23 protein-coding genes are annotated in these 20,337 nt (G+C 74.3%); 15 read left to right on the plus strand and 8 right to left on the minus strand.

Features of this window, described 5'->3' with window-relative positions:
- Positions 1 to 35: 35 nt before the first annotated feature.
- Positions 36 to 548 carry a MarR family winged helix-turn-helix transcriptional regulator gene (locus tag K0V08_RS10120; protein ID WP_012039517.1) on the minus strand — a complete coding sequence of 171 codons (513 nt, stop codon included), beginning with the start codon at positions 546 to 548 and terminating at the stop codon, positions 36 to 38.
- A gap of 134 nt (positions 549 to 682) precedes the next feature.
- Between K0V08_RS10120 and mmuM the strand changes: the two genes are divergently transcribed.
- Entirely contained in the window at positions 683 to 1,588 is a 906-nt protein-coding gene (gene mmuM / locus K0V08_RS10125) for a homocysteine S-methyltransferase (RefSeq protein ID WP_079534283.1), read from the plus strand.
- Positions 1,589 to 1,673: 85 nt separating this feature from the next.
- Here mmuM and K0V08_RS10130 read toward each other — a convergent pair whose 3' ends face one another.
- Entirely contained in the window at positions 1,674 to 2,537 is an 864-nt protein-coding gene (locus K0V08_RS10130) for an SDR family oxidoreductase (protein WP_012039519.1), read from the minus strand.
- 114 nt (positions 2,538 to 2,651) lie between these two features.
- Here K0V08_RS10130 and K0V08_RS10135 point away from each other — a divergent pair, with 114 nt between their 5' ends.
- The 3 genes from K0V08_RS10135 to K0V08_RS10145 all read left to right on the plus strand — a co-directional run bounded on the left by K0V08_RS10135 (position 2,652) and on the right by K0V08_RS10145 (position 5,373).
- The gene (locus tag K0V08_RS10135) at positions 2,652 to 3,032 is read left to right on the plus strand and encodes a winged helix-turn-helix transcriptional regulator (RefSeq protein ID WP_012039520.1); all 381 of its coding nucleotides are present in this window, start codon (positions 2,652 to 2,654) and stop codon (positions 3,030 to 3,032) included.
- Positions 3,033 to 3,108: 76 nt separating this feature from the next.
- Positions 3,109 to 4,404, plus strand: coding sequence for an MFS transporter (locus K0V08_RS10140; RefSeq protein ID WP_079533988.1), 1,296 nt, complete (start codon positions 3,109 to 3,111; stop codon positions 4,402 to 4,404).
- A gap of 102 nt (positions 4,405 to 4,506) precedes the next feature.
- On the plus strand, positions 4,507 to 5,373 hold the full coding sequence (locus tag K0V08_RS10145) for an aldo/keto reductase family oxidoreductase (RefSeq protein WP_079533986.1): 867 nt from the start codon (positions 4,507 to 4,509) through the stop codon (positions 5,371 to 5,373).
- A 27-nt stretch (positions 5,374 to 5,400) separates the two neighbouring features.
- Here K0V08_RS10145 and K0V08_RS10150 read toward each other — a convergent pair whose 3' ends face one another.
- Complete coding sequence (locus K0V08_RS10150) at positions 5,401 to 6,336, minus strand: LysR family transcriptional regulator (protein ID WP_079533984.1); 936 nt, start codon at positions 6,334 to 6,336, stop codon at positions 5,401 to 5,403.
- An 89-nt stretch (positions 6,337 to 6,425) separates the two neighbouring features.
- Between K0V08_RS10150 and K0V08_RS10155 the strand changes: the two genes are divergently transcribed.
- From K0V08_RS10155 to K0V08_RS10165, 3 genes are read left to right on the plus strand one after another with little or no spacing between them, the layout of a single operon-like run.
- A complete protein-coding gene (locus K0V08_RS10155) occupies positions 6,426 to 7,403 on the plus strand; it encodes a DMT family transporter (protein ID WP_079533982.1) in 978 nt (325 codons plus the stop codon).
- On the plus strand, positions 7,400 to 7,789 hold the full coding sequence (locus tag K0V08_RS10160; RefSeq protein ID WP_079533980.1) for a YidH family protein: 390 nt from the start codon (positions 7,400 to 7,402) through the stop codon (positions 7,787 to 7,789). Before K0V08_RS10155 ends, K0V08_RS10160 begins: the two co-directional genes overlap by 4 nt.
- Positions 7,786 to 8,142: a DUF202 domain-containing protein gene (locus K0V08_RS10165; protein WP_079533978.1), complete on the plus strand. Its 357-nt coding sequence runs from the start codon at positions 7,786 to 7,788 to the stop codon at positions 8,140 to 8,142. Before K0V08_RS10160 ends, K0V08_RS10165 begins: the two co-directional genes overlap by 4 nt.
- 29 nt (positions 8,143 to 8,171) lie before the next feature.
- On the opposite strand, the gene K0V08_RS10170 is transcribed toward K0V08_RS10165, so the two are convergent.
- The 3 genes from K0V08_RS10170 to K0V08_RS10180 form a co-directional block, all read right to left on the minus strand.
- Positions 8,172 to 9,041: an SDR family oxidoreductase gene (locus K0V08_RS10170; protein ID WP_079533976.1), complete on the minus strand. Its 870-nt coding sequence runs from the start codon at positions 9,039 to 9,041 to the stop codon at positions 8,172 to 8,174.
- Positions 9,042 to 9,275: 234 nt separating this feature from the next.
- Complete coding sequence (locus K0V08_RS10175) at positions 9,276 to 10,166, minus strand: carbohydrate kinase family protein (protein WP_079533974.1); 891 nt, start codon at positions 10,164 to 10,166, stop codon at positions 9,276 to 9,278.
- Positions 10,159 to 11,223 (minus strand): LacI family DNA-binding transcriptional regulator, encoded by a 1,065-nt coding sequence (locus tag K0V08_RS10180; protein WP_079533972.1) that lies wholly within the window; start codon positions 11,221 to 11,223, stop codon positions 10,159 to 10,161. Before K0V08_RS10180 ends, K0V08_RS10175 begins: the two co-directional genes overlap by 8 nt.
- Before the next feature lie 113 nt (positions 11,224 to 11,336).
- Between K0V08_RS10180 and K0V08_RS10185 the strand changes: the two genes are divergently transcribed.
- Genes K0V08_RS10185 through K0V08_RS10200 form a run of 4 tightly spaced genes read left to right on the plus strand, consistent with a single transcriptional unit; the run spans position 11,337 to position 14,570 of the window.
- Complete coding sequence (locus tag K0V08_RS10185; protein ID WP_079533969.1) at positions 11,337 to 12,437, plus strand: substrate-binding domain-containing protein; 1,101 nt, start codon at positions 11,337 to 11,339, stop codon at positions 12,435 to 12,437.
- Positions 12,438 to 12,439: 2 nt separating this feature from the next.
- Positions 12,440 to 13,486 (plus strand): ABC transporter permease, encoded by a 1,047-nt coding sequence (locus K0V08_RS10190; RefSeq protein WP_079534281.1) that lies wholly within the window; start codon positions 12,440 to 12,442, stop codon positions 13,484 to 13,486.
- On the plus strand, positions 13,483 to 14,280 hold the full coding sequence (locus K0V08_RS10195; RefSeq protein WP_012039532.1) for an ATP-binding cassette domain-containing protein: 798 nt from the start codon (positions 13,483 to 13,485) through the stop codon (positions 14,278 to 14,280). Before K0V08_RS10190 ends, K0V08_RS10195 begins: the two co-directional genes overlap by 4 nt.
- Positions 14,277 to 14,570: a putative quinol monooxygenase gene (locus tag K0V08_RS10200; RefSeq protein ID WP_079533967.1), complete on the plus strand. Its 294-nt coding sequence runs from the start codon at positions 14,277 to 14,279 to the stop codon at positions 14,568 to 14,570. Before K0V08_RS10195 ends, K0V08_RS10200 begins: the two co-directional genes overlap by 4 nt.
- A 92-nt stretch (positions 14,571 to 14,662) precedes the next feature.
- Here the strand turns inward: K0V08_RS10200 and K0V08_RS10205 are convergent, their stop codons facing one another.
- Positions 14,663 to 15,415: an SDR family NAD(P)-dependent oxidoreductase gene (locus K0V08_RS10205; protein WP_079533965.1), complete on the minus strand. Its 753-nt coding sequence runs from the start codon at positions 15,413 to 15,415 to the stop codon at positions 14,663 to 14,665.
- 193 nt (positions 15,416 to 15,608) lie between these two features.
- On the opposite strand from K0V08_RS10205, the gene K0V08_RS10210 reads away from it, so the two are divergent.
- The 4 genes from K0V08_RS10210 (at position 15,609) to K0V08_RS10225 (ending at position 19,681) form a co-directional block, all read left to right on the plus strand.
- Positions 15,609 to 17,684: a PhoX family protein gene (locus K0V08_RS10210; protein ID WP_079533963.1), complete on the plus strand. Its 2,076-nt coding sequence runs from the start codon at positions 15,609 to 15,611 to the stop codon at positions 17,682 to 17,684.
- 196 nt (positions 17,685 to 17,880) lie between these two features.
- Positions 17,881 to 18,234: a biopolymer transporter Tol gene (locus K0V08_RS10215; RefSeq protein WP_079533961.1), complete on the plus strand. Its 354-nt coding sequence runs from the start codon at positions 17,881 to 17,883 to the stop codon at positions 18,232 to 18,234.
- 47 nt (positions 18,235 to 18,281) lie between these two features.
- The gene (locus tag K0V08_RS10220; RefSeq protein ID WP_012039539.1) at positions 18,282 to 18,887 is read left to right on the plus strand and encodes a hypothetical protein; all 606 of its coding nucleotides are present in this window, start codon (positions 18,282 to 18,284) and stop codon (positions 18,885 to 18,887) included.
- Between the two features lie 56 nt (positions 18,888 to 18,943).
- The gene (locus K0V08_RS10225) at positions 18,944 to 19,681 is read left to right on the plus strand and encodes a ZIP family metal transporter (RefSeq protein WP_079533959.1); all 738 of its coding nucleotides are present in this window, start codon (positions 18,944 to 18,946) and stop codon (positions 19,679 to 19,681) included.
- A 50-nt stretch (positions 19,682 to 19,731) separates the two neighbouring features.
- On the opposite strand, the gene K0V08_RS10230 is transcribed toward K0V08_RS10225, so the two are convergent.
- Complete coding sequence (locus K0V08_RS10230; RefSeq protein ID WP_094106707.1) at positions 19,732 to 20,286, minus strand: MarR family winged helix-turn-helix transcriptional regulator; 555 nt, start codon at positions 20,284 to 20,286, stop codon at positions 19,732 to 19,734.
- Positions 20,287 to 20,337: the final 51 nt, after the last annotated feature.

The following is a 20,337-nucleotide window of genomic DNA, read 5'->3' on the forward strand; positions in this document are numbered from 1 at the left end:
TCCATCGTGCTCCGGCGCGGGCGACGCGCCCGACGTCAGGACGAGCGTCGCGCCCGCACCCGCTCGGTCGTGCGCGCGATGACCCGCAGGCTGTCGATGAGCGTGGCGATCTGCTCGCGGCTGAGGTCGGCGAGCACCTCGTCCTCGTCGGCCACGAGGCGGCGCATGGCCCGGTCGACGCGCTCGATGCCGAACGGCGTGAGCACCACGAGCCGGCTGCGGCCGCCCGCCGGATCCTCCTCGCGCGTGATGAACGAGCGCGCGGTGAGCCGGTTCACCCGGTGCACGAGGCTGCCGGTGTCGGTGCCGAGGCGCTCGGCGAGGCCGGCGCGCGTGAGGCCCGCGTCGCCCTGCTGACGCAGCACGGACAGGAACTCGAACTCGCTCGTGGTGAGGCCCTCGGCGGCGAACGCGCCCTCGCGGATCCGCTGCATCTGCGGCAGCAGGCGCCGGAGCCGCGACACCACGTCGAGCGGCGCGAAGTCGACGTCGGGCATGGCGGCGCCCCACGCGTCGATCACCAGGTCGACGTCGTCGTCATCCTTCATCGGGACTCCCACCGTCGCGTCCACGGTACCCGGGACGCAGGCGGCTCGCGGTCGGGTGGGCACGCGGCGGACGGGCGGTGTCGCGGGGCGTCGCGGATGGCGGATCCGTCACCGTGCTCCGGCAGGATGTGCGCATGACCCGGCCGCTCCCGCTCCCCGACCGCCCGCTGGTGCTCGACGGCGGCCTCGGCACGCTGCTGGAGGCGCGCGGGCACGACCTGTCGGATCCGCTGTGGAGCGCGCGCGTGCTCGCCGACGAGCCCGACGCGGTGCGGGCGGCGCACGCCGAGTTCTTCCGCGCGGGCGCGGACGTGGCGATCACGGCGTCGTACCAGGTGGGCTTCGAGGCCTTCGCGGCGCGCGGGCTGGGCACGGCCGACACCGAGGCGCTGCTGCGGGCGAGCGTGCGGCTCGCGGCCGAGGCGCGGGACGAGGTCGCCCGCGAGGACGCCGCAGGGGCGGGCCGCGACCGGTGGATCGCCGCGTCCGTCGGCCCCTACGGCGCGACGCTCGGCGACGGATCCGAGTACGCGGGATCCAGCGGCCTCACGCGCGACGAGCTCCGCCGCTGGCACGCCCCGCGGTTCGCCGTGCTCGCCGACGCGGGCGCCGACCTCCTCGCGTGCGAGACCATCCCGAGCCTCGACGAGGGCCGCGCGCTGGTGGACCTCGCGCGCGGCTCGGGCGCGTCCGCGTGGCTCGCGTTCACCGTCGAGGGCGGGCGGCTGCGCTCGGGCGAGCCCATGGCCGAGGGCTTCGCGCTCGCGGATGAGGCCGACGAGGTCGTCGCCGTCGGGATCAACTGCGCGCACCCGGAGGAGGTGCCGGCCGCTATCGCCGCGGCCCGGAGCGTCACCGACCGGCCGGTGGTCGTCTACCCGAACTCCGGCGAGCGCTGGGACGCGGTCGCGCGCGCCTGGGGCGGCGACCCGGCGCTGCCGGCCGTCGACGCGTGGATCCGGGCGGGCGCGAGCCTCGTGGGCGGCTGCTGCCGGGTCGGCCCGGACGAGATCGCGCGGATGCGGGACGCGCTGGGCTGAGGCCGAGAGCGCACGACGGCCCGCCCCCGCGTGGGGACGGGCCGTCGTGGCGTGCGGATCCGCGTCGGGTGCGGATCCGGGCGGGTCAGGCGCCCGCGACCGCCTGGCGGAGGCCGTCGGCGAGCGACGTGGTGGGACGGCCGAGGAGGCGCGCGAGGTCGCCCGTCTCGTCGTCGAGCTGGCCGGCGCGCGTGGCGGCGTCGAGGCCCACGACGAAGCCGACGGTGCCCTCGTCGAGGCCGGCGCCGCCGAGGATCCGCGCGTGCTCCTCCGCGGGCACCTGCGAGACGGGGACGGGCTGGCCGAGGATGCCGGAGATCGCCTGCGCGAGGTCGTCCTGCGTCCAGCGCTCGTCGCCCGCGAGCTCGAGGGTCTGGCCGGCGAGCGAGTCGTCGAGGGCCGCGACCGCGGTGGCCTCGGCGAACTCGGCGATGGTGGCGCTCGCGACGCGGCCGTCGCCGGCGCTCGTGAGGAGCGCGCCGGACTGCTTCACGGAGTCGACCGTGCCGGCGTAGTTCTCCGTGTACCAGCCGTTGCGGAGGAGCGTGACGGGCACGCCCGAGGCGGCGAGCACCTCCTCGGTGGCCTTGTGCTCGCCCGCGATGAAGAGCTCGGTGGTGGAGGCGCGGAGGACGCTCGTGTAGAGGATCCGGCCGACGCCCGCGGCCTTCGCGGCCTCGATGACGGTGGTGTGCTGCGGCACGCGCTGGCCGACCTCGCTGCCGGAGACGAGCACGAGGGTGTCGCCGGGCTGGATCGCGGCGGCGACGCTGTCGGCGTCGGTGTACTCGAGGCGCGCGGTGCGGACGCCCTGCGCGGCGAGGTCGGCGAGGGCCTCAGGACGGCGCGCGGTGGCGAGCACGTCGGATGCGGCGGCGCCGCGGGCGAGGAGGGACGCGACGATGCGCGATCCGAGGCGGCCGGTGGCGGCGGTGACGACGATGGTCATGGGATGCCTTTCGAGTCTTCGGAGGTGCGGTACGCCGGGGTCAACGACTCCGTCGACGAGTACCTTCCCACAGAGGGGTACCCACTTTCTGGTAAGTTGTGCGATGTGACGCAGATGAGCTTCCGGGTGAGCCGCGACCGCCCCGGCGTGACCGCGGGGCGCTACCCCGCGAACTGCCCGTCGCGCACCCTGCTCGACCACATCACGAGCAAGTGGGGCGTGCTCGTCCTCCTCGCGCTCGGGGAGCGGTCCCGCCGCTGGGGCGAGCTGCGGCGCGAGGTCGAGGGGATCAGCGAGAAGATGCTCGCCTCCACGCTGCGCACGCTCGCCGACGACGGGCTCGTCCTCCGTGAGGCGCAGCCCACCATCCCGCCGCGGGTCGACTACCGGCTCACCGAGCTCGGCCACGAGGTGAGCGCCCGGCTCGTGCCGCTGATGGACCTCGTCATGGACATCACCGAGGACACGTCGCCGCTGGCGTCGCGCCGACCCTAGGCTGGATCCGGCAGCCGAGGGATCGGCGCCGACCCGCCCCGCGCCACGGCGCCACCCGGCCAGAGAGAGACCGACGATGCCCTCCCCGTCCGCGCCGACGCTGTCGCGCACGCCCGCCCCGACCCGCGACGTCCGCCGCGCGCGCGTCGCCGTCGGCGTCCTCTTCTTCACCAACGGCGCGATCTTCGCGAACCTGCTGCCGCGCTACCCGTCGATCAAGGCCGAGCTCGGGCTCGCCAACGTCGAGTTCGGGGCCGCGGTCGCCGCGTCGCCGCTGGGCGCGCTCATCGCCGGGCTCGCCGCGGGCGTGCTCATCCGCCGGTACCGGTCGGCGCGCGTGGCGGTCGCGGCGACCGTGGTGGCCTCCGTCGGGATCCTGCTGGCCGGCCTCGCGCCCGGCTGGCTCGTGCTCGCGGGCGCCCTCTTCCTCGCGGGCGCCATGGACTCCATCACCGACGTCGCGCAGAACTCGCACGCGCTCCGGGTGCAGCGGCTGTACGGGCGCTCGATCATCAACTCCTTCCACGCGGTCTGGTCGATCGGCGCGGTCGCGGGCGGGATCATGGGCGCGGCCGCCGCGCAGATCCGGATGCCGCTCCTCGTGCACCTCTCCATCTCGGCCGCGCTGTTCAGCGCGCTGGCCGTGCTGTCGCTGCTGTGGCTGCTGAAGGGCCCGGAGCCGGAGCCCGGCGAGGGCGGCGCCGCGCACGCGCACGCGCCGGATCCCGAGGCCGACGTCGCCCGCGCCGCCTCCCCGCGCGCGCTCGGCCTCGTCACCAAGTACGGCGTGCTGCTCGCGCTCGTGATCATCGCGTCCGGCGGTGCCATCGTCGAGGACGCCGGCAGCTCCTGGTCCGCCATCTACCTCTCGGGCGACCTCGGCGCCAGCGCGTTCGTCGCGGGCCTCGGCTTCATCTCGCTCCAGGGCATGCAGTTCATCGGCCGGATGCTCGGCGACCGCATGGTCGACCGCTTCGGCCAGCGCGCCATCGCCCGGCTCGGCGGCGTCCTCGTGCTCGTCGGCATGGGCGCCGCGCTCGCGTTCCCCAGCATCGTCGGCACGATCGTCGGGTTCGGCGTCGCGGGCTTCGGCGTCGCGACCCTGATCCCCGCCGCCATGCAGGCCGCGGACGAGCTCCCCGGATTCAAGCCCGGCACCGGCCTCACGATCGTCGGCTGGCTGCTGCGGCTCGGGTTCCTCATCTCGCCGCCGGTCGTCGGGGCCATCGCGGACGCGTCCTCGCTCCGCTTCGGCCTGATCTTCATCCCCGCCGCCGGGCTCCTCGTTCTCGTGTTCTCGCGCGTGCTCGCGACGCGGCGGGCGCACCCGGCGGCGCAGGAGCTGCCCGGCGCGTCCGTCGCCTCCTCCTAGGGCGCTCGCGCTCGGATCCGCTCACGGGCTCCTGCGAGTGCGGCGACTCGCGCGGCCGGCCGCGGGAGAGTGGGTCCACGCCCGCCACCCGAGAGGATCGCCATGTCCACCGACCTGCCCGGAGGGCTCTTCCCGCTCGCCCACGACCTCACCGTCACGCGCTTCGGCTACGGCGCCATGCAGCTCGCGGGGCCGCGCGTGTTCGGGCCGCCCGCGGATCCGGATGCGGCCCGTGCTGTCCTGCGCGAGGCCGTCGCGCTCGGGATCACGCACATCGACACGGCCGACTTCTACGGCCCCGGCCACACGAACGCGCTCATCGAGGAGGCGCTGTTCCCGTACCCGGAGCGCCTGCACATCGTGACCAAGGTCGGATCCCTGCGCGACGCGAAGGGCCGCTGGCCGCAGGCGCTCTCCGCGGCCGAGCTCCGCCAGGCCGTCTACGACAACCTCACGCACCTGACGCTCGACGTGCTCGACGTCGTGAACCTCCGCGTCGGCGCGTTCGACAGCCCCACCGACGGATCCATCGAGGAGCCGTTCACGGCGCTCGCCGAGCTGCAGCGGGAGGGGTTGATCCGCCACCTCGGGGTGAGCAACGTGACCGCCGCGCAGGTGGCCGAGGCCCGCGGGATCGCGCCGATCGTGAGCGTGCAGAACCACTACAACCTGGCCCGCCGCGACGACGACGCGCTCATCGACGAGCTGGCGTGCGACGGCATCTCCTACGTGCCGTACTTCCCGCTCGGCGGGTTCTCGCCGCTGCAGTCGGAGACGCTGGCGCGCGTGGCCTCCTCGCTCGGCTCCGCGCCGCTGCCGGTCGCGCTCGCCTGGCTCCTGCAGCGGTCGCCGAACGTGCTCGTCATCGCGGGCACGTCGTCGGTGGAGCACCTGCGCGAGAACATCGCGGGCGCGCGGATCCGGCTGCCCGAGGAGGCGCTCGCGGAGCTGGAGGGGATCGGGGGCTGAGCCGGCGGCCCGCGGGTACGCGCCGCCTCAGGTCGTGGCGGCTCGCTCCCCCGCGTCCGCCGCGGCGGCCGCCACCCGCTTCAGCGCCGCCAGCACCACGCGGACGGGCGCCTGCGCGAGCGCGTCCGGCCGGGCGAGCACGTCGACGTGCCGCACGAGGGTCGCGCCGACGACCGGCCGCAGCACCATCCCGTCGACCGCGAGCGGGGCTCCGGTCGTGCGGGGCATCACGGCGATCGCATCGCCGGCCCGCACGATCTGCGCCGCCACCGAGAACTCGTTGACGCGGTGGACGATGCGCGGCGCCTCCCCGATGAGCGCGCCGAGGTGGTCGAGCACGCCCGCGAGCGGGAAGCCCGCGTGGGTGGAGATCCACCGCTCGTCGCGGAGCTGGTCGGGCGTGATGCCCGCGGTCGACGCGAGCGGGTGGCCGGCGTGGAGGGCGACGTCGAGCGGCTCCACCAGGAGCGGCACGACCACGAGGCGGGCGGTCGGCCACGGCGGGTCGTGCGGGAGGCGGTGCGCGACGACGAGGTCGTGATCCGCGGTGAGGCCCGCGAAGTCGCCCTGCGCCACGTCGGCGTCCGCGAGCGCGACGCCCGTGCCGGATCCCTCCGCGCCCGCCAGCTCCGCGAGCAGCGGCCCGAAGAGCGCGAGACCGGCGCTGTGGAACGCGGACACGCGGACGGCCCGCGCGTCGTGCTCGAGGAACGACCCGACGGCGTCCCGGGCCGCGGCGAGCGCCTCGTCCACGCGGACCGACGCCGCAGCGAGCGCCTCGCCGGCCTCCGTGAGCACCAGCCGCCGCCCGCGCTTGACGGTCAGCGACACAGCGACGCCGGCCTGCAGCGCGGCGAGCTGCTGCGAGACGGCGGACGCGCTCACGTGCATCGCGACCGCGACGGCCACGACGCTGCCCCGGTCGCCGAGCTCGCGCAGGAGGCGGAGGCGGGCGGGATCCATGAGCCCTGTCTAACGCATCAGCGCTGGCTAACGCATCGATGAAGACGATGCCCGTCGATCTTCCGGGTCGACTGCCGGACAGTGGGGGCATGGCCTCCCGCACCCGTCCCGAGCCCGTCGTCGACCTGCTGCTCCTGGCCGTCGCGGCCGTCTGGGGCGCGAGCTTCCTCGCGGCCAAGGACCTGGCGGCGGAGACGGGCGTCCCCGCGGCCGTCGCGGTGCGCTTCCTCGTCGCGGCCGGAGCGACCGGGCTCGTCTGCGTGGCCCGGCGCGAGCGGCTGCCGCGCGGTCGCGGCCTCCTCATCGCGGCGGCGCTCGGCTGCTCGCAGGCCGCGGTCATCGGGCTGGAGACCTGGGGCGTGCACCTGACGAGCGCGACCAACGCGGGCCTCCTCATCAGCCTGGCGCTCGTGATGACGCCCGTGCTCGAGGGCGCCGCGTCGCGCTCGTGGCTGCCGCGGTCGTACTTCGTGGCGGCGGTCGCAGCCGTGGTCGGCGTCGCGCTGCTCGTGTCCGAGGGCGGGCTGCGCGCGCCGACGCCCGGCGACGGGCTGGTGATCGCCGCGGCGGTCGTACGGGCCGTGCACGTCACCGCGAGCGGACGCCTCACGCGCGGGCGGAGCGAGGGATCCCTCGGCGTGGTCCTCGTGCAGATGGCCGTGTGCGCGGCGCTCTTCTCCGCGATGGCGGGACCCGACCTGCCCGCGGCGGCCGCGGCGCTCGACGCCCCGGGCTGGGCCGGCGTCCTCTTCCTCGGGGTCCTCTGCTCGCTCTTCGCGTTCGCGGTGCAGCTCTGGGCCGTCCGGCGGACGTCCGCGTCGCGCGCGAGCATCCTCATGGGCACCGAGCCCGTGTGGGCCCTGCTGGTGGGCGTGGTGGTGGCCGGGGAGGCGATCGGGCCGGTCGGCGCGGGCGGCGCGGCGCTCATCGTCGCGGCGTCGTACGCGGGCCAGGCGATCGAGCGGCGGCACCGGGCGCGGATCGGCGCGGCCGTCGGCGCGGGTGGGGAGAATGGCGACATGCCCTCGCGCGCCCCGGCCGACCGGTCCCTGGATCCCGCCGCATGACCGCCCCCGACCCCGGCTCGCCGCCGAGCGACCACCGCTTCCCGCGGAGCGTCTACCGCGAGGGCGCCGAGCCCGACGTGCGGTTCACGCTCGCGAACGAGCGCACGTTCCTCGCCTGGATCCGCACCTCCCTCGCCCTGATCGCGGGCGGCGTCGCGCTCGAGGCGCTGGGGCTCGGGCTGCAGCCGGGGTTCCGGCTCGCGGCCTCGATCGTGCTGGTCCTCACCGGCATCGCTGCGCCCGCGCAGGCCTGGATCGGCTGGATGCGCACCGAGCGCGCCCTGCGCCGCGACCGCCCGCTGCCGTCGGCCGCGCTGTCGCTTCCGCTCGGGATCGCCGTGGTCGTCGCCGGGCTGCTCGTGCTGCTGGCGGTGCTGACAGCGTGAGCGCCCCCGATGCGGCTGCCCGCCCCTTCGACCCCGGCCTCCAGCCCGAGCGCACGGCCCTCGCGTGGCGGCGGACGGCGCTGGCACTGGTCGCCGGATCCCTGCTCGGGCTGCGCGTGCTCCCCACGCTCCTCGGCACGGCCGGCCTGGTCGTCGCCGCGGCGGGCGTGATCGCCGCCCTGATCGTGCTCGCGACCGCGCACAGTCGCTACCGCCGCGTCCACCGGATCCTCACCTCGGCATCCGCGGCCCCCGTCACCACCGCGCTCCCCGGTGGCGCCCTCCCCGCGCTCGTCGCCGCCCTCACCGCGTGCGCCGGCCTGGCCGCGCTGGCACTCGCGCTCGCCCGCTGAGCCGGCGGCGGATCCGGGCTCGCATCACCCTACGAGGCGGGCACCAGCACCTCCCGCACGAAGTCCTCGTAGGAGCGCGGCGCATGCCCGAGGACGGCGGTGAGACGGGCCATGGCCTCGGGGCTCCCGATGAGCCCGTCCCGCTGGAAGCCGGAGTACATCCGCTCGTAGTCGAAGACCAGCCACGAGGGCATGGAGGCCAGGGACGCCTCGCGCCACGCCCCCAGGTCGTCTCCCCCGTACGTCACCGTCCTCCCGAGGGCGTCGGACAGGGCCGCCGCCGTCGCCTCGCCGGTCCATGCGGCCGGGCCGACCACGTCGATCGGGCCGGCGAGCTCCGTCCCCGGCACCAGCGCGCTCACCGCGACCTCGGCGATGTCGCGCACGTCGACCCGGGAGACGCCCGTCCCGCCGAGCGGCTGCGGGTACACGCCACCGCGGATCGCATCGAGGTACCAGAGGTCGTTCTGGAAGAAGTTGTTGACCCGGAGGAAGCAGGCCTCGACGCCGCTGTGCTCGAGGAGGGACTCCACTGCGAGCTTCGCGGAGTTGTGCGGCACCTGCGGCGCCCGGTCGAGGTCCTGGACGGAGAGGTAGACGATCCGGCGGACGCCCGCCGCCACGGCGTGGTCCACCGCGACGGTCGTCTCGTACAGCTCGGTGGGCGTCCCCGTCAGGGCCAGGAACACCTGCTCGACTCCGTCGAAGGCCGGCATCGCGGCGAAGGGGTCGCCGAGATCGCCCACCACGCCCTCGACGCCGTCGGGGAGGTCCGCGAGCCGTCGCGCGTCGCGGCTCATGACCCGCAGTCCGGTCATCCCCCTACGCAGGGCCTCGGCGATGACGGCCGAGCCGACCGTCCCGGTGCCGCCGATGATCAGGGTTCGTGCGTCGTCCATGGTGATCCTCCTCGTCTGCTCCATCGGTGCGCGGCGCAGGGCCCGCAGCCGTCTGCCGAGGAAGGGTGTCGCCGGCAGACGCGTCACGGAGGACGGCGATGGCCTGCTCGAGCACCGCCGCCGAGGGGGTGTCCGCTCGGCGGTTCGATCGAATCGTTCGCGTCGACGCTACGCCGCACGCGGGGGTCGGGCCGCGCGGATCCGCGCACCGGTACCCTGCGCCCTGCGCGCGCCTCAGGCGGTCGGCATCCGCAGCAGCGCGCCGTGCTCGCGGCAGGTCGCCGCGGCGATCGCCATGCAGGTGCGGAGCATCGCCTCGCCCTCCGCGGGCGTGCGCGGCGCACCCCGGCGCCCGATGGCGTCGGCCGCGGCGGCGAGGCACGCGTCGCCGGCGCCCATGGTGTCGACGATCGGCCGCGGATCCGGCGCGATGCCCGCCGCGACCACCGCACCGCCCTCGAGCTGCACGGACGCGCCGCGCGCGCCCTCGGTCGCGAGCACGAGGCGGCTGCCGGCCGCGTGCAGAGCCGAGCGCGCGTCGGCGAGCGCGCCCAGGCCGAGCAGCTCGGTGTCGTCGTCGCCGATCTTCACGAGCAGCGACTCCGCGGCCGCGCGCGCGAACCCGGCGCGGAACCGCGCGGCGTCGTGGAGCATGCCGGCGCGCGGGTTCGGGTCGACGAGGAGGCGCTCGCGCGGATCCCGCACGGCCGCCAGCAGCTCGTCGGCCTGCGCGTGGTCGTCGTAGGGGAAGCAGCTGACGACCACGAGCGACGCCGCGTCGAGCGCCGCCCGCTCCGCCTCGCCGATGCGCACGCGCCGGTTCCACGCGGCCTCGTTGAAGGAGTAGCGCGGCTCGCCGTCCTCGCGCTCGCTCACCGCGACGGAGGTCCCCGACGGGCCGACGGTGGCGATGAGCTCGACCCCGTGCGCGTCGAGCTCGGCGCGTATCCGGCCGCCGTGCTCGTCGTCGCCGACCATCGCGACGAGCTGCACGCGATGCCCGAGGATCGCGAGGCCGACCGCGACGTTGAGCGCGGCTCCGCCGACGAATGCGGTCTCCTGGCCGCCCTCGCGGATGAGGTCGATCAGGGCGTCGCCGACGACGACGATGGGCTGGTCATGCATGGCGGGGGACCTCTCCTGAGCCGCGGACGATGAGCGTGGTGGGGACGACGACGGTCTGCGCGGGGCCGGCGTCCCCGTCGAGCCGGGCGAAGACGCGCTCGGCGGCGGCGTGCCCGATGCCCGACGGGTCCTGCGCGATCACGGTGACGGCCGGATCCAGCAGGGCCGCCAGCGGCAGGTCGTCGAAGCCGACGAGCGCGATGCTCCGGTGGGCGTCGTGCCGACGGAGGGCCGTGATGACGCCGATGGTGATGAGGTTCTGCCCGCTGACGATCGCGGTCGGCGGCTCGGGCAGGGCGAGCAGTCGCTCCGCGAGCGCCTCGGCCACGCGCTCGTCCCACGCGCCGTCGAGGACGAGCTCGGGCGCCACGGGCAGCCCGCGCCGCTGCATCTCCTCGACGAAGCCGCGCTCGCGCTCCCGCGCCGTGAAGATCTCCGGCCGGTCGCCGAGGAACGCGATGCGGCGGTGGCCCTGGTCGGCGAGGTGCGCGACCGCCCGGGAGATGCCGGCGGCGTTGTCGACGATCACCGAGTCGGCCTCGAGCCCGGCGGGCACGCGGTCGACGAACACGAGCGGGGTGCCGCGCGACGCCGCGACGCCGAGGTAGGCCTGGCTGGGCGCGATGGTGGTGAGGATGAGCCCGTCGACCCTGCGGGCCAGGAACGCGTCGACGGAGGAGCGCTCGCGTTCGGGGTCGTCGTCGAGGCTCGAGGCGAAGACGGCGACCTGTCGCTCCTTGGCCACCTCCTCGACGGCCCGGTGCACCGCTCCCGAGAACGGGTTCGCCACGCTGCCGACGAGGAGGCCGAGCGTGTTGGTGCGCCGGTCGGCGCGGCGCAGGTTGCCGGCGTGCAGATCCGGCTGGTACTGCAGCTGCTCGACGGCCGCCTGCACCCGGGCGGTCATCTCCGCGGAGACGTTCGGCTCGCCGTTGACGACGCGCGACACGGTCTTGATGCCGACTCCCGCGAGCCGCGCCACGTGCTTCATCGTGGGGCGGCGCGCGCCCGACGGCGGGTCGAGCGGGGATCCGGGCGGGGATGACAACGGTGTCACGAATGGGTCTCGCTCTCTGCGCAATGGGTTGACCTTATCGGGTCCCACCCGGTAGACCTCTACCTGACAACGTTGTCGGGAGCGCGCTCCCACCCGAAGGACAGGATCCATCAATGACGAACCGATCCCCGCGCCTCGTGCGCACCATCGCCCTCGGCTCGGCGGCCCTCATCGCCGCGGGCGGGCTCGCCGGCTGCTCCAGCTCGAGCGGCGGATCCGGATCCGGCGGCAGCGGCGGCTCCGGCGACGTCGGCGTCTCGCTCATCGTGAAGACGACCACGAACCCCTTCTTCGTCGCGATGGAGGACGGCGCGAAGGAGGCCGCGGCGAAGGACGGCACCGACCTCACGCTCGCCGCCGGCAAGGCGGACGGCGACGAGGACACGCAGATCCAGGCCATCGAGAACGCCATCTCGAAGGGCGACAAGGGCATCCTCATCACGATCAACGGCCCGTCGGTCCTCGACGCGATCCAGAAGGCCCGCGACGCCGGCCTCTTCGTCATCGCGCTGGACACCGCGCCCGACCCGGCCGACTCCGTCGACATCACGTTCGCCACCGACAACTTCGCCGCGGGCGAGTCCATCGGCAAGTGGGCGGCCGCGCAGCTCGGCGGCAAGAAGGCGACCATCGCGCTCCTCGACCTGTACGACGACAAGGCCATCTCGGTCGACTACAACCGCGACCAGGGCTTCCTGACCGGCATGGGCATCGACGTCGGCGACAAGGCGAAGAACGGCGACGAGGCGAAGACCGGCGACTACAGCGGCGGCGACTACGAGATCGTCGGCAACGAGGCCACGCAGGGCGCGGAGGACGGCGGCCGCACGGCGATGGAGACGCTGCTGTCGAAGGACCCGGACATCAACGTCGTCTACACGATCAACGAGCCCGCCGCGTTCGGCGCGTACCAGGCGCTCCAGGCGGCCGGCAAGGAGAAGGACGTGATCCTCGTCTCGGTCGACGGCGGCTGCGCGGGCGTGAAGAACGTGAAGGAGGGCGTCATCGGCGCCACCGCCCAGCAGTACCCGGTGAAGATGGCGCAGCTCGGCGTCGAGGCCATCGCGCAGCTCGCGAAGGACGGCACCAAGCCCGCCACGAGCGCCGGCCTCGACTTCTTCGACACCGGATCCGCGCTCGTCACCGACACCCCCGTCGACGGCCTCGAGAGCATCACGGCCGACGACGCCGCGACGAAGTGCTGGGGCGAGTGACCGTGAGCCGGGCCACCGCCGATCCGAACCCGCCCACCTCCGCCCTCGACCTCGCCAACGAGTTCCTCGACCGGCGCTCCCCCGTCGACCGGATCCGCGGGGTGCTGCACCGCTACCCCGCCGTCAGCCCCGCCGTCGTGCTGGTCCTCGCGATCATCGTGTTCGGCCTGCTCAACGACCGCTTCCTCGATCCCGCCAACCTGTCGCTCGTGACGCAGCAGGTCGCCGTCGTGGGCACGCTCGCGGTGGCGCAGACGCTGATCATCCTCACCGCGGGCATCGACCTGTCGGTGGGCGCGGTCATGGTGCTCACGTCGATGGTGATCGCGCAGACCGCGAGCCAGAACGGCCTGCCGGCACCCGCCGCGCTGGCCGCCGGGCTCGTCGTGGGCCTCGCGGCCGGCGCGTTCAACGGCCTGCTCGTGACGCGGCTGCGGCTCCCGCCGTTCATCGTCACGCTCGGGACGCTGAACATCTTCGTGGCGCTCACGCTCCTCTACTCCAACGGCGCGACCATCCGCGGCGTGGACATGCCCGCCGCCCTCTCGTGGACGGGGCGCACGTTCGACCTGGCCGGGGTGAAGATCAGCTTCGGCGTGGTGCTCATGCTGGTGCTGTACGTCGTGGTCGCGTTCATCCTCGGCAAGACGGCCTGGGGCCGGCACGTGTACGCGGTCGGCGACGACAAGGAGGCCGCGCGCCTCGCCGGCATCAGCGTCAACCGGGTGCTGATGAGCGTGTACCTCGCGGCCGGGGCGATCCTCGCGGTCGGCGCGTGGATCGCGATCGGCCGCAGCAACGCGGCCAGCCCGAACGCGGGAGCCGATCTCAACCTCGACTCCATCACCGCGGTGGTCATCGGCGGCACGAGCCTCTTCGGCGGCCGCGGCACCGTCTGGGGCACGCTCCTCGGCGCGCTCATCGTCGGCGTGTTCCGCAACGGGCTCTCGCTCGCCGGGCTGGACGTGCTGTACCAGACCCTCGCCGTGGGCGTCCTCATCATCGTCGCGGTCTCCGTCGACCAGTGGATCCGAAAGGTGCGCAAGTGACCCTCACCGACCCCGCGGGGAGCGCCCCCGCCCCGACCCGCACGCCCGTCCTCGAGGCGAAGCGGCTCGTGAAGACCTTCGGCCGGGTGGTCGGACTCGACGGCGTGAGCCTCGAGCTGTTCCCCGGCGAGGTGCTCGCGATCATCGGCGACAACGGCGCCGGCAAGTCGACGCTCATCAAGTGCCTCACGGGGGCGGAGACGCCCGACGAGGGCGAGCTGTTCCTCGACGGCAAGCCCGTGTCGTTCAAGCGGCCGCAGGATGCGCGAGCCGCGGGGATCGAGACGGTCTACCAGAACCTCGCCGTCTCGCCCGCGCTGGACGTCGCGTCGAACCTCTACCTCGGGCGCGAGAAGAGGAAGAAGGGGATCCTCGGATCGGTCTTCCGCATGCTCGACACGGCCGGCATGCGTCGCGAGGCGCGCGCGGAGCTGACCGAGCTGGGCATCTCGACGCTGCAGGACGTGACCGTGCCCGTCGAGAACCTGTCCGGCGGGCAGCGCCAGGCGGTCGCCGTTGCGCGCGCCGCGGCGTTCGGGTCGAAGGTCGTGGTGCTCGACGAGCCCACCGCGGCGCTCGGCGTGCGCGAGTCGAACCAGGTGCTCGAGCTGGTGCGGAACCTGCGCGACCGCGGCATCCCGGTGATCCTCATCAGCCACAACATGCCGCAGGTGTTCGAGGTGGCCGACCGGATCCACATCCAGCGCCTGGGCAAGAAGGCCGCCACGATCACGCCGCAGTCGCACTCGATGACCGACGCCGTCGCGATCATGACGGGCGCGGCGACGGCATGACCGCGACGGTGCTGTACGCGGAGTTCACGGCGCTGCCCGGGCACGAGGAGCAGGTGGCGCGGATGATCGCCGACCTCGCGGAGCTCGTGCGGGCCGAGCCCGGGAACGTCGTGTTCGCGCCGTACCGGCGGGTGGAGGATCCGGCGCGCTTCGTGGTGCACGAGGTCTACCGGGACGAGGCCGCGTTCCACGCGCACATCGGGGCGTCGTACGGCGCCGAGTTCAACGCGGCCCTCGGGCCGCTCATCGTGGAGGGCGGGTCGCAGCTCACGTTCCTCGCGCCCGTCTGAATCGCGGATCCTGCGCGCACCGCGGCCGCCCGGCGTCTCGACGCGCCGGGCGGCCGCCTTCGTGCGTGGCTCGTGCGGGTGGGGCCCGCGGATCAGCGCGCCGAGTACCCGCCGTCGACGAGGTGGTAGCTGCCCGAGATGAAGGACGCGTCGTCGCTGAGGAGGAACAGCACGAGGGCCGCGACCTCCTTGTCGGTGCCGAGGCGGCCCGTCGCGTGCTGGCTCTCGAGGTACGCGAGCGCGTCGGCCGAGAGGGACGAGCGCACGAGCGGGGTGTCGATGAATCCTGGGCCGACCGCGTTGGTGCGCACGCCGCGGGCCGTGTACTCGAGCGCCGCGACCTTGGTGAGGCCGACGAGTGCGTGCTTGCTCGCGACGTAGGCGGCGTTCTGCGCGAAGCCGACGGATCCGAGCACCGAGCTCATGTTGACGATCGCGCCGCCGCCCGCCTCCACCATCGCGGGCAGCTGGTAGCGGAGGCCGTAGAAGACGCCGTCGAGGTCGATGGCGCGCGTGCGGTCCCAGGCGGAGATCTCGTAGTCGCCGATGTCGGCCGCGGGCGCGCTGATGCCGGCGTTGTTGACCGCCAGGTGCAGGGCGCCGTACGTGCCCACGGCGTGCGCGACCGCGGCCTCGGAGTCCTCCGCCTTCGCGGTGTCCTGGCGGAAGGCGGTCGCGGTGCCGCCCGCTCCTTCGATCTCGGCGACGACCCGCTCGGCCGCCTCCAGCTGGATGTCGGTGACGACGACCGACGCGCCCTCCGCGGCGAGCGCACGGGAGATCGCGGCGCCGATGCCGCTGCCTCCGCCTGTCACGAGCGCGGTCTTCGTGTCGAACCTGGCCATGGGGATCCTTCTCGGGTCTGAGGCGACGCGGACCCGCGCCGCTCCTCGACGGTACGCCCGCGCGATCCGTCCATCCCGGGTTCACCGCGCGTCCACCCGGGGGTCGGGGGCGCGCCCGGGGGCGCCAATACCTTTCAGGCGTGATGCGTCCGCCGCCCCGGGTGGAGACGCCCGAGATCGATGGAGACCCCACATGACCCTCACCCGCGAGAACCACCACCGGCTGCTGCCGATCCTGTCCCGCGACCCGCACGCCCGCGGCAAGCGCAGCACCGTCACCTGCCACCTCAAGTGCGACGACGCGTGCACGAAGCCCGTCCCGAACGTCACCGACAACTCCTACTTCCGCGACATCGCCGGCCGCGCCCTCTCGCGCCGCACGCTGCTCGGCGGCGCGGGCGCCGGTGCCCTCGCGATCCTCGTGGCCCAGAACGCCGCGGCCCCCGGCGCCGAGGCCGCCGCCGCGCAGGCCGCGTCGAACCTGCCCTTCACGGCGATCACGCCCGTCGACGCCGCCGTCGACCAGTTCACCGTCCCCACCGGATACCGCTGGCAGCCGATCATCCGCTGGGGCGACCCGCTCTTCAGCTACGCCGACGACTTCGACGCCGACAACCAGACGGCCAAGCTCGCGTCGCGCCAGTTCGGCTACAACAACGACTACCTCGACATCATCCCGATCAACTCGCGGAACAAGGAGGCGCTCCTCGTCGCCAACCACGAGTACACGAACGAGAACATCATGTTCCCGCCCGCGGCCGACGACGCCGAGCTCGCCGAGCAGCGCCGCATCGGCAAGGCCTCGCACGGCATGTCCGTCGTCGCGCTCCGCCGCAAGACCGTCGGCCAGCCGTGGACCTACACGATCGGCCACCACCGCAACCGCCGCATCACCGCGGACACGCCCTTCTCCGTGTCGGGCCCGGCCGCGGGATCCGCGTCGCTGCGCACCAAGGACGACCCCAAGGGCACGCGCATCCTCGGCACCCTCGGCAACTGCGCCGGCGGCACCACCCCGTGGGGCACCGTGCTCTCCGGCGAGGAGAACTTCAACGGCTACTTCCGCACCGCGGGCACGAGCGTCTCGGACAAGCGCTACGGCCTCGCCGACAAGGCGACGACCCGCGGCTGGGAGGCCATCGACCCCCGCTTCGACGCCCGCACCGCCGGCTACGAGAACGAGCCGAACCGCTTCGGCTGGATCGTCGAGGTCGACCCGTTCGAGCCCGGCGAGGCGCCCGTGAAGCACACCGCGCTCGGTCGCTTCAAGCACGAGGGCGCCAACGTGATCCTCGGGAAGAGCGGCCACGTCGCCGCGTACATGGGCGACGACGAGCGCTTCGACTACCTCTACAAGTTCGTCTCGCACGACACGATGGTCACCGGCACCACGCGCCAGGACCGCAAGCGGAACAAGCAGCTGCTCACGCGCGGCGCGCTCTACGTGGCGCGCTTCACGGGCGACTCGCCCGTCGCGGAGATCACGGGCACCGGCCAGGTCCCGTCGGACGGCTCGTTCGACGGCATCGGCCAGTGGATCCCGCTCGTGATCGACGGCGTCTGCCAGGTCCCCGGATTCACGACCGAGGAGGCGCTCGTGCACACGCGCCTCGTCGCCGACGCGGCCGGCGCCACGAAGATGGACCGCTGCGAGGACGTCCAGCCCAGCCCCGTCACCGGCAAGATCTACGTCGCCTGCACCAACAACACCGACCGTGGCAAGGCCGGCAAGGAGGGCGCCACGGAGATGAACCCGCGGACGACCAACCGCGACGGCCACATCGTGGAGATCACCGAGGACGGCGGCGACGCCCGATCCACCACCTTCACGTGGAACCTGCTGCTCGTCGCGGGCGACCCGGCGAAGAACGAGTCCACCTACTTCTCGGGCTTCCCGAAGGACAAGGTCTCGCCCATCAGCTGCCCGGACAACGTCGCGTTCGACTCCGAGGGCAACCTCTGGATCTCCACCGACGGCGCCCCGAGCACCATCGGCCTCAACGACGGCCTGTTCAAGGTCCCCGTCGAGGGCACCGAGCGCGGGCACGTGCAGCAGTTCCTCTCCGTGCCCACCGAGGCGGAGACCTGCGGGCCCGTCGTGCACGACACCGAGGGCATGGTGTTCGTCGCGGTGCAGCACCCGGGCGAGGACGGCTCGTTCGCCGAGCAGCACTCCTTCTTCCCCGACTACGTGCCCGCCGGTGCCACCCCGCCGAAGGGCGCCTGGCGCGGACCGCGTCCGTCGGTGATCCAGGTGTGGCGGGGCTGAGCCGCCGAGAGCTGCTCGCGGGGCGACCCGCGAGCTGATCGGGGGGCCGATCGGAGGGCCGGGGCGTGCGTGCGCCCCGGCCCTCGTCCGTGCGCCGGGCGTGCGCGGGGCCGGGTGAGCACGCGCCCGTCGTCGTGAGTGGCCGATCGCCGCGGACGGCCGGTCGTCCGGCGCGGCCGGGGCTAGCGTCGGGACCATGACCGAGCGCCCGCAGGATCCTGCCGCCGACGCCGAGGCGTCTGCCGCCGCGATCGAGGCGGAGCGCTGGCTGGTCGTGGACGGGCGGCGCTGGCCCCGCACGGATCCGTCGCTGCCGGCCGAGCTGGTCGACGCGCTGGAGTCGCACCTCGGCCGCGGCCGGTCGGGGGTCCGCACGGCGAAGCGCGCGGGCGACGACGCCGCGATCGCCACGGCCCGGGAGCGGGTGAGCCTCGCGAAGCACGGCCTCGGCGAGCGCGGCCCGCGCTGGTGGGACGAGCCGGAGGACGCGCGCCTCGAGCGGGCGCGCGAGGCGCTGCGGGCTCTGGAGGCGCTCGACGCGTCCGGCTGACCGACCGCCCGGCGCATCCGGGACGGCCCGCGGGCCAGGCTGGACGCATGCAGCTCTACTCCGCGCTCCCCCTCGTCCGCGCCCGGCAGATCGCGGCCGACACCGCGGCGCTCGCGGGCATCGTCGTGTCGGTGCTGGTGGGGATCGCGGTGGCCGCGCTCATCCGGCCGCTCGGCGACCTCGGCCGCAGCATGGAGGAGTCGGGCACGCGGCTCAGCGGATCCATGACCGACGCGGCCGACGCCCTCGGCCGCCTGCCGCTCGTGGGGGACGCCGCGCGCGGGCCGTTCGAGGACGCGAGCGGGATCGGATCGGGCCTCGTGCAGGCCGGGCGCGACCAGCAGTCGCTCGTCGGCACCATCGCGCTCGTGCTGGGGCTGCTGGTGGCGCTCGTGCCGATCGCGTTCATCGTGCGGCACTGGCTGCTGCGACGCGTCTCCTTCGTGCGGCGCGCGGCCGCCGCCCGCTCGCTCGCCGCGACGCCCGGCGGCACCGAGCTGCTCGCGCTGCGGGCCCTCTCGTCCAGGAAGCCCGCGGCGCTCCTGAGGACGCACCCGGATCCGGTCGCCGCCTGGCGTGCGGGCGACCCGCGTGTCGTGCGGCAGCTCGCCGACCTGGCGCTGCGTGACGCGGGGGTGTCGGACGGGCGGTGATCACGCGAGCACGGCCGATGTGACGCGGGCCGCGTCCGAGGAGCATCCTCGAGGGCATGTCGCCTCTCCTCCTGGCCGGTCTCGCCGGCCTGCTCTCCGGGCTGTCGCTCGTCGTCGGATCCCTCGTCGCCTGGTTCGTGAAGGTGCCGCGCGAGGTCGTCGCGCTCGTGATGGCGTTCGGCGCGGGCGTGCTGATCTCGGCGCTGTCGTTCGACCTGGTCGACGAGGCGGCGGCGAGCGGCGGCGTGATCCCCACGCTCGGCGGCTTCGTCGCCGGCGCGGTCGTGTACGTGGTGCTCGACCAGATCCTCGAGCACGGCGGGTTCCGGCGGAAGCACCACGGGAGATCCGGCGGCGGAGGCGGCACCGGCGTGGGCATCGCGCTCGGCGCCCTGCTCGACGGCGTGCCCGAGACGGCCGTGCAGGGCCTCAGCCTCACGGGCGGCGGGGCGCTGAGCATCGGCGTGCTCGTCGCGGTCGTGATCTCGAACTTCCCCGAGGGCATGTCGAGCACGGCGGATCTGAAGCAGAGCGGACGCAGCGCGCGCTACGTGTTCGGGCTCTGGACCTCCATCGCCGTGGTCTGCGCGCTCTCCTCGGTCGGCGGCTACGCGCTTCTCGGCGGCCTGCCGGAGAGCGGGCAGTCGGTCGTGATGGCGTTCGCGGCCGGCGCGATCCTCGCGATGATCTGCGACACGATGATCCCCGAGGCGTTCCGCAAGGCGCAGGCGCTCACCGGGATGGTGACGGTGCTCGGGTTCGTGGCGAGCTACGCGGTGCACCAGGCGGGTTGAGGTCGCCGGGCGGTGGATCCGCGAAGGCGGCCAGACGGCCAGGCGCCGGGTCAGGCGTCCGCGGGCCGGTCGCGCGGCGACACGTTGAAGCGGTGCAGCAGGCCGGCGAACTGCTCGACCTCATCGGTGTCCCACGCGTGGAGGCGGTTCTGCAGCCGTTCGCGCGTGCCCATCCGCACCTGCGCGAGGCGCTCCTCGGCGAGGGGCGTGAGGGTGAGGATCGTGGAGCGGCGGTCCTCGGGATCCGGCTCGTCCTGCACGTACCCGGCCTCGCGCAGCACGCGCAGGTGCCGGCTCACCGAGCTCTTGTCCATGAGGAGGCCGGCGGCGACGGCGCCGGCGGACGCGGGCCCGTCGGTGCGGATCCACCGGGCGACGGCGAACGCGCCGGGCTGGAGGCCGGCGTGGAACGCGGCCGCCTCCTCGACGCGGAGCGTGCGGATCTGCATGAGCAGGGCCCCGAGCTCGGTCGCGACGGACGACACCGCGGCCGAGCGGTCGCCGGCGGGCGCGGGGACGGGCGCGCCGGGCTCGGCGCCGCCGTCCGCGGGCGCGGCGTGGACGGGCACGCCGGCGGGGCGGTCGGGAGTCGGCTCCGGGATCACGTGCCGACCCTAACCGACGCCGATCCGGGCATCCGCCCCATGGGGAGACGG

The organism is Clavibacter michiganensis (assembly GCF_021216655.1).
GTDB lineage: Bacteria > Actinomycetota > Actinomycetes > Actinomycetales > Microbacteriaceae > Clavibacter > Clavibacter michiganensis.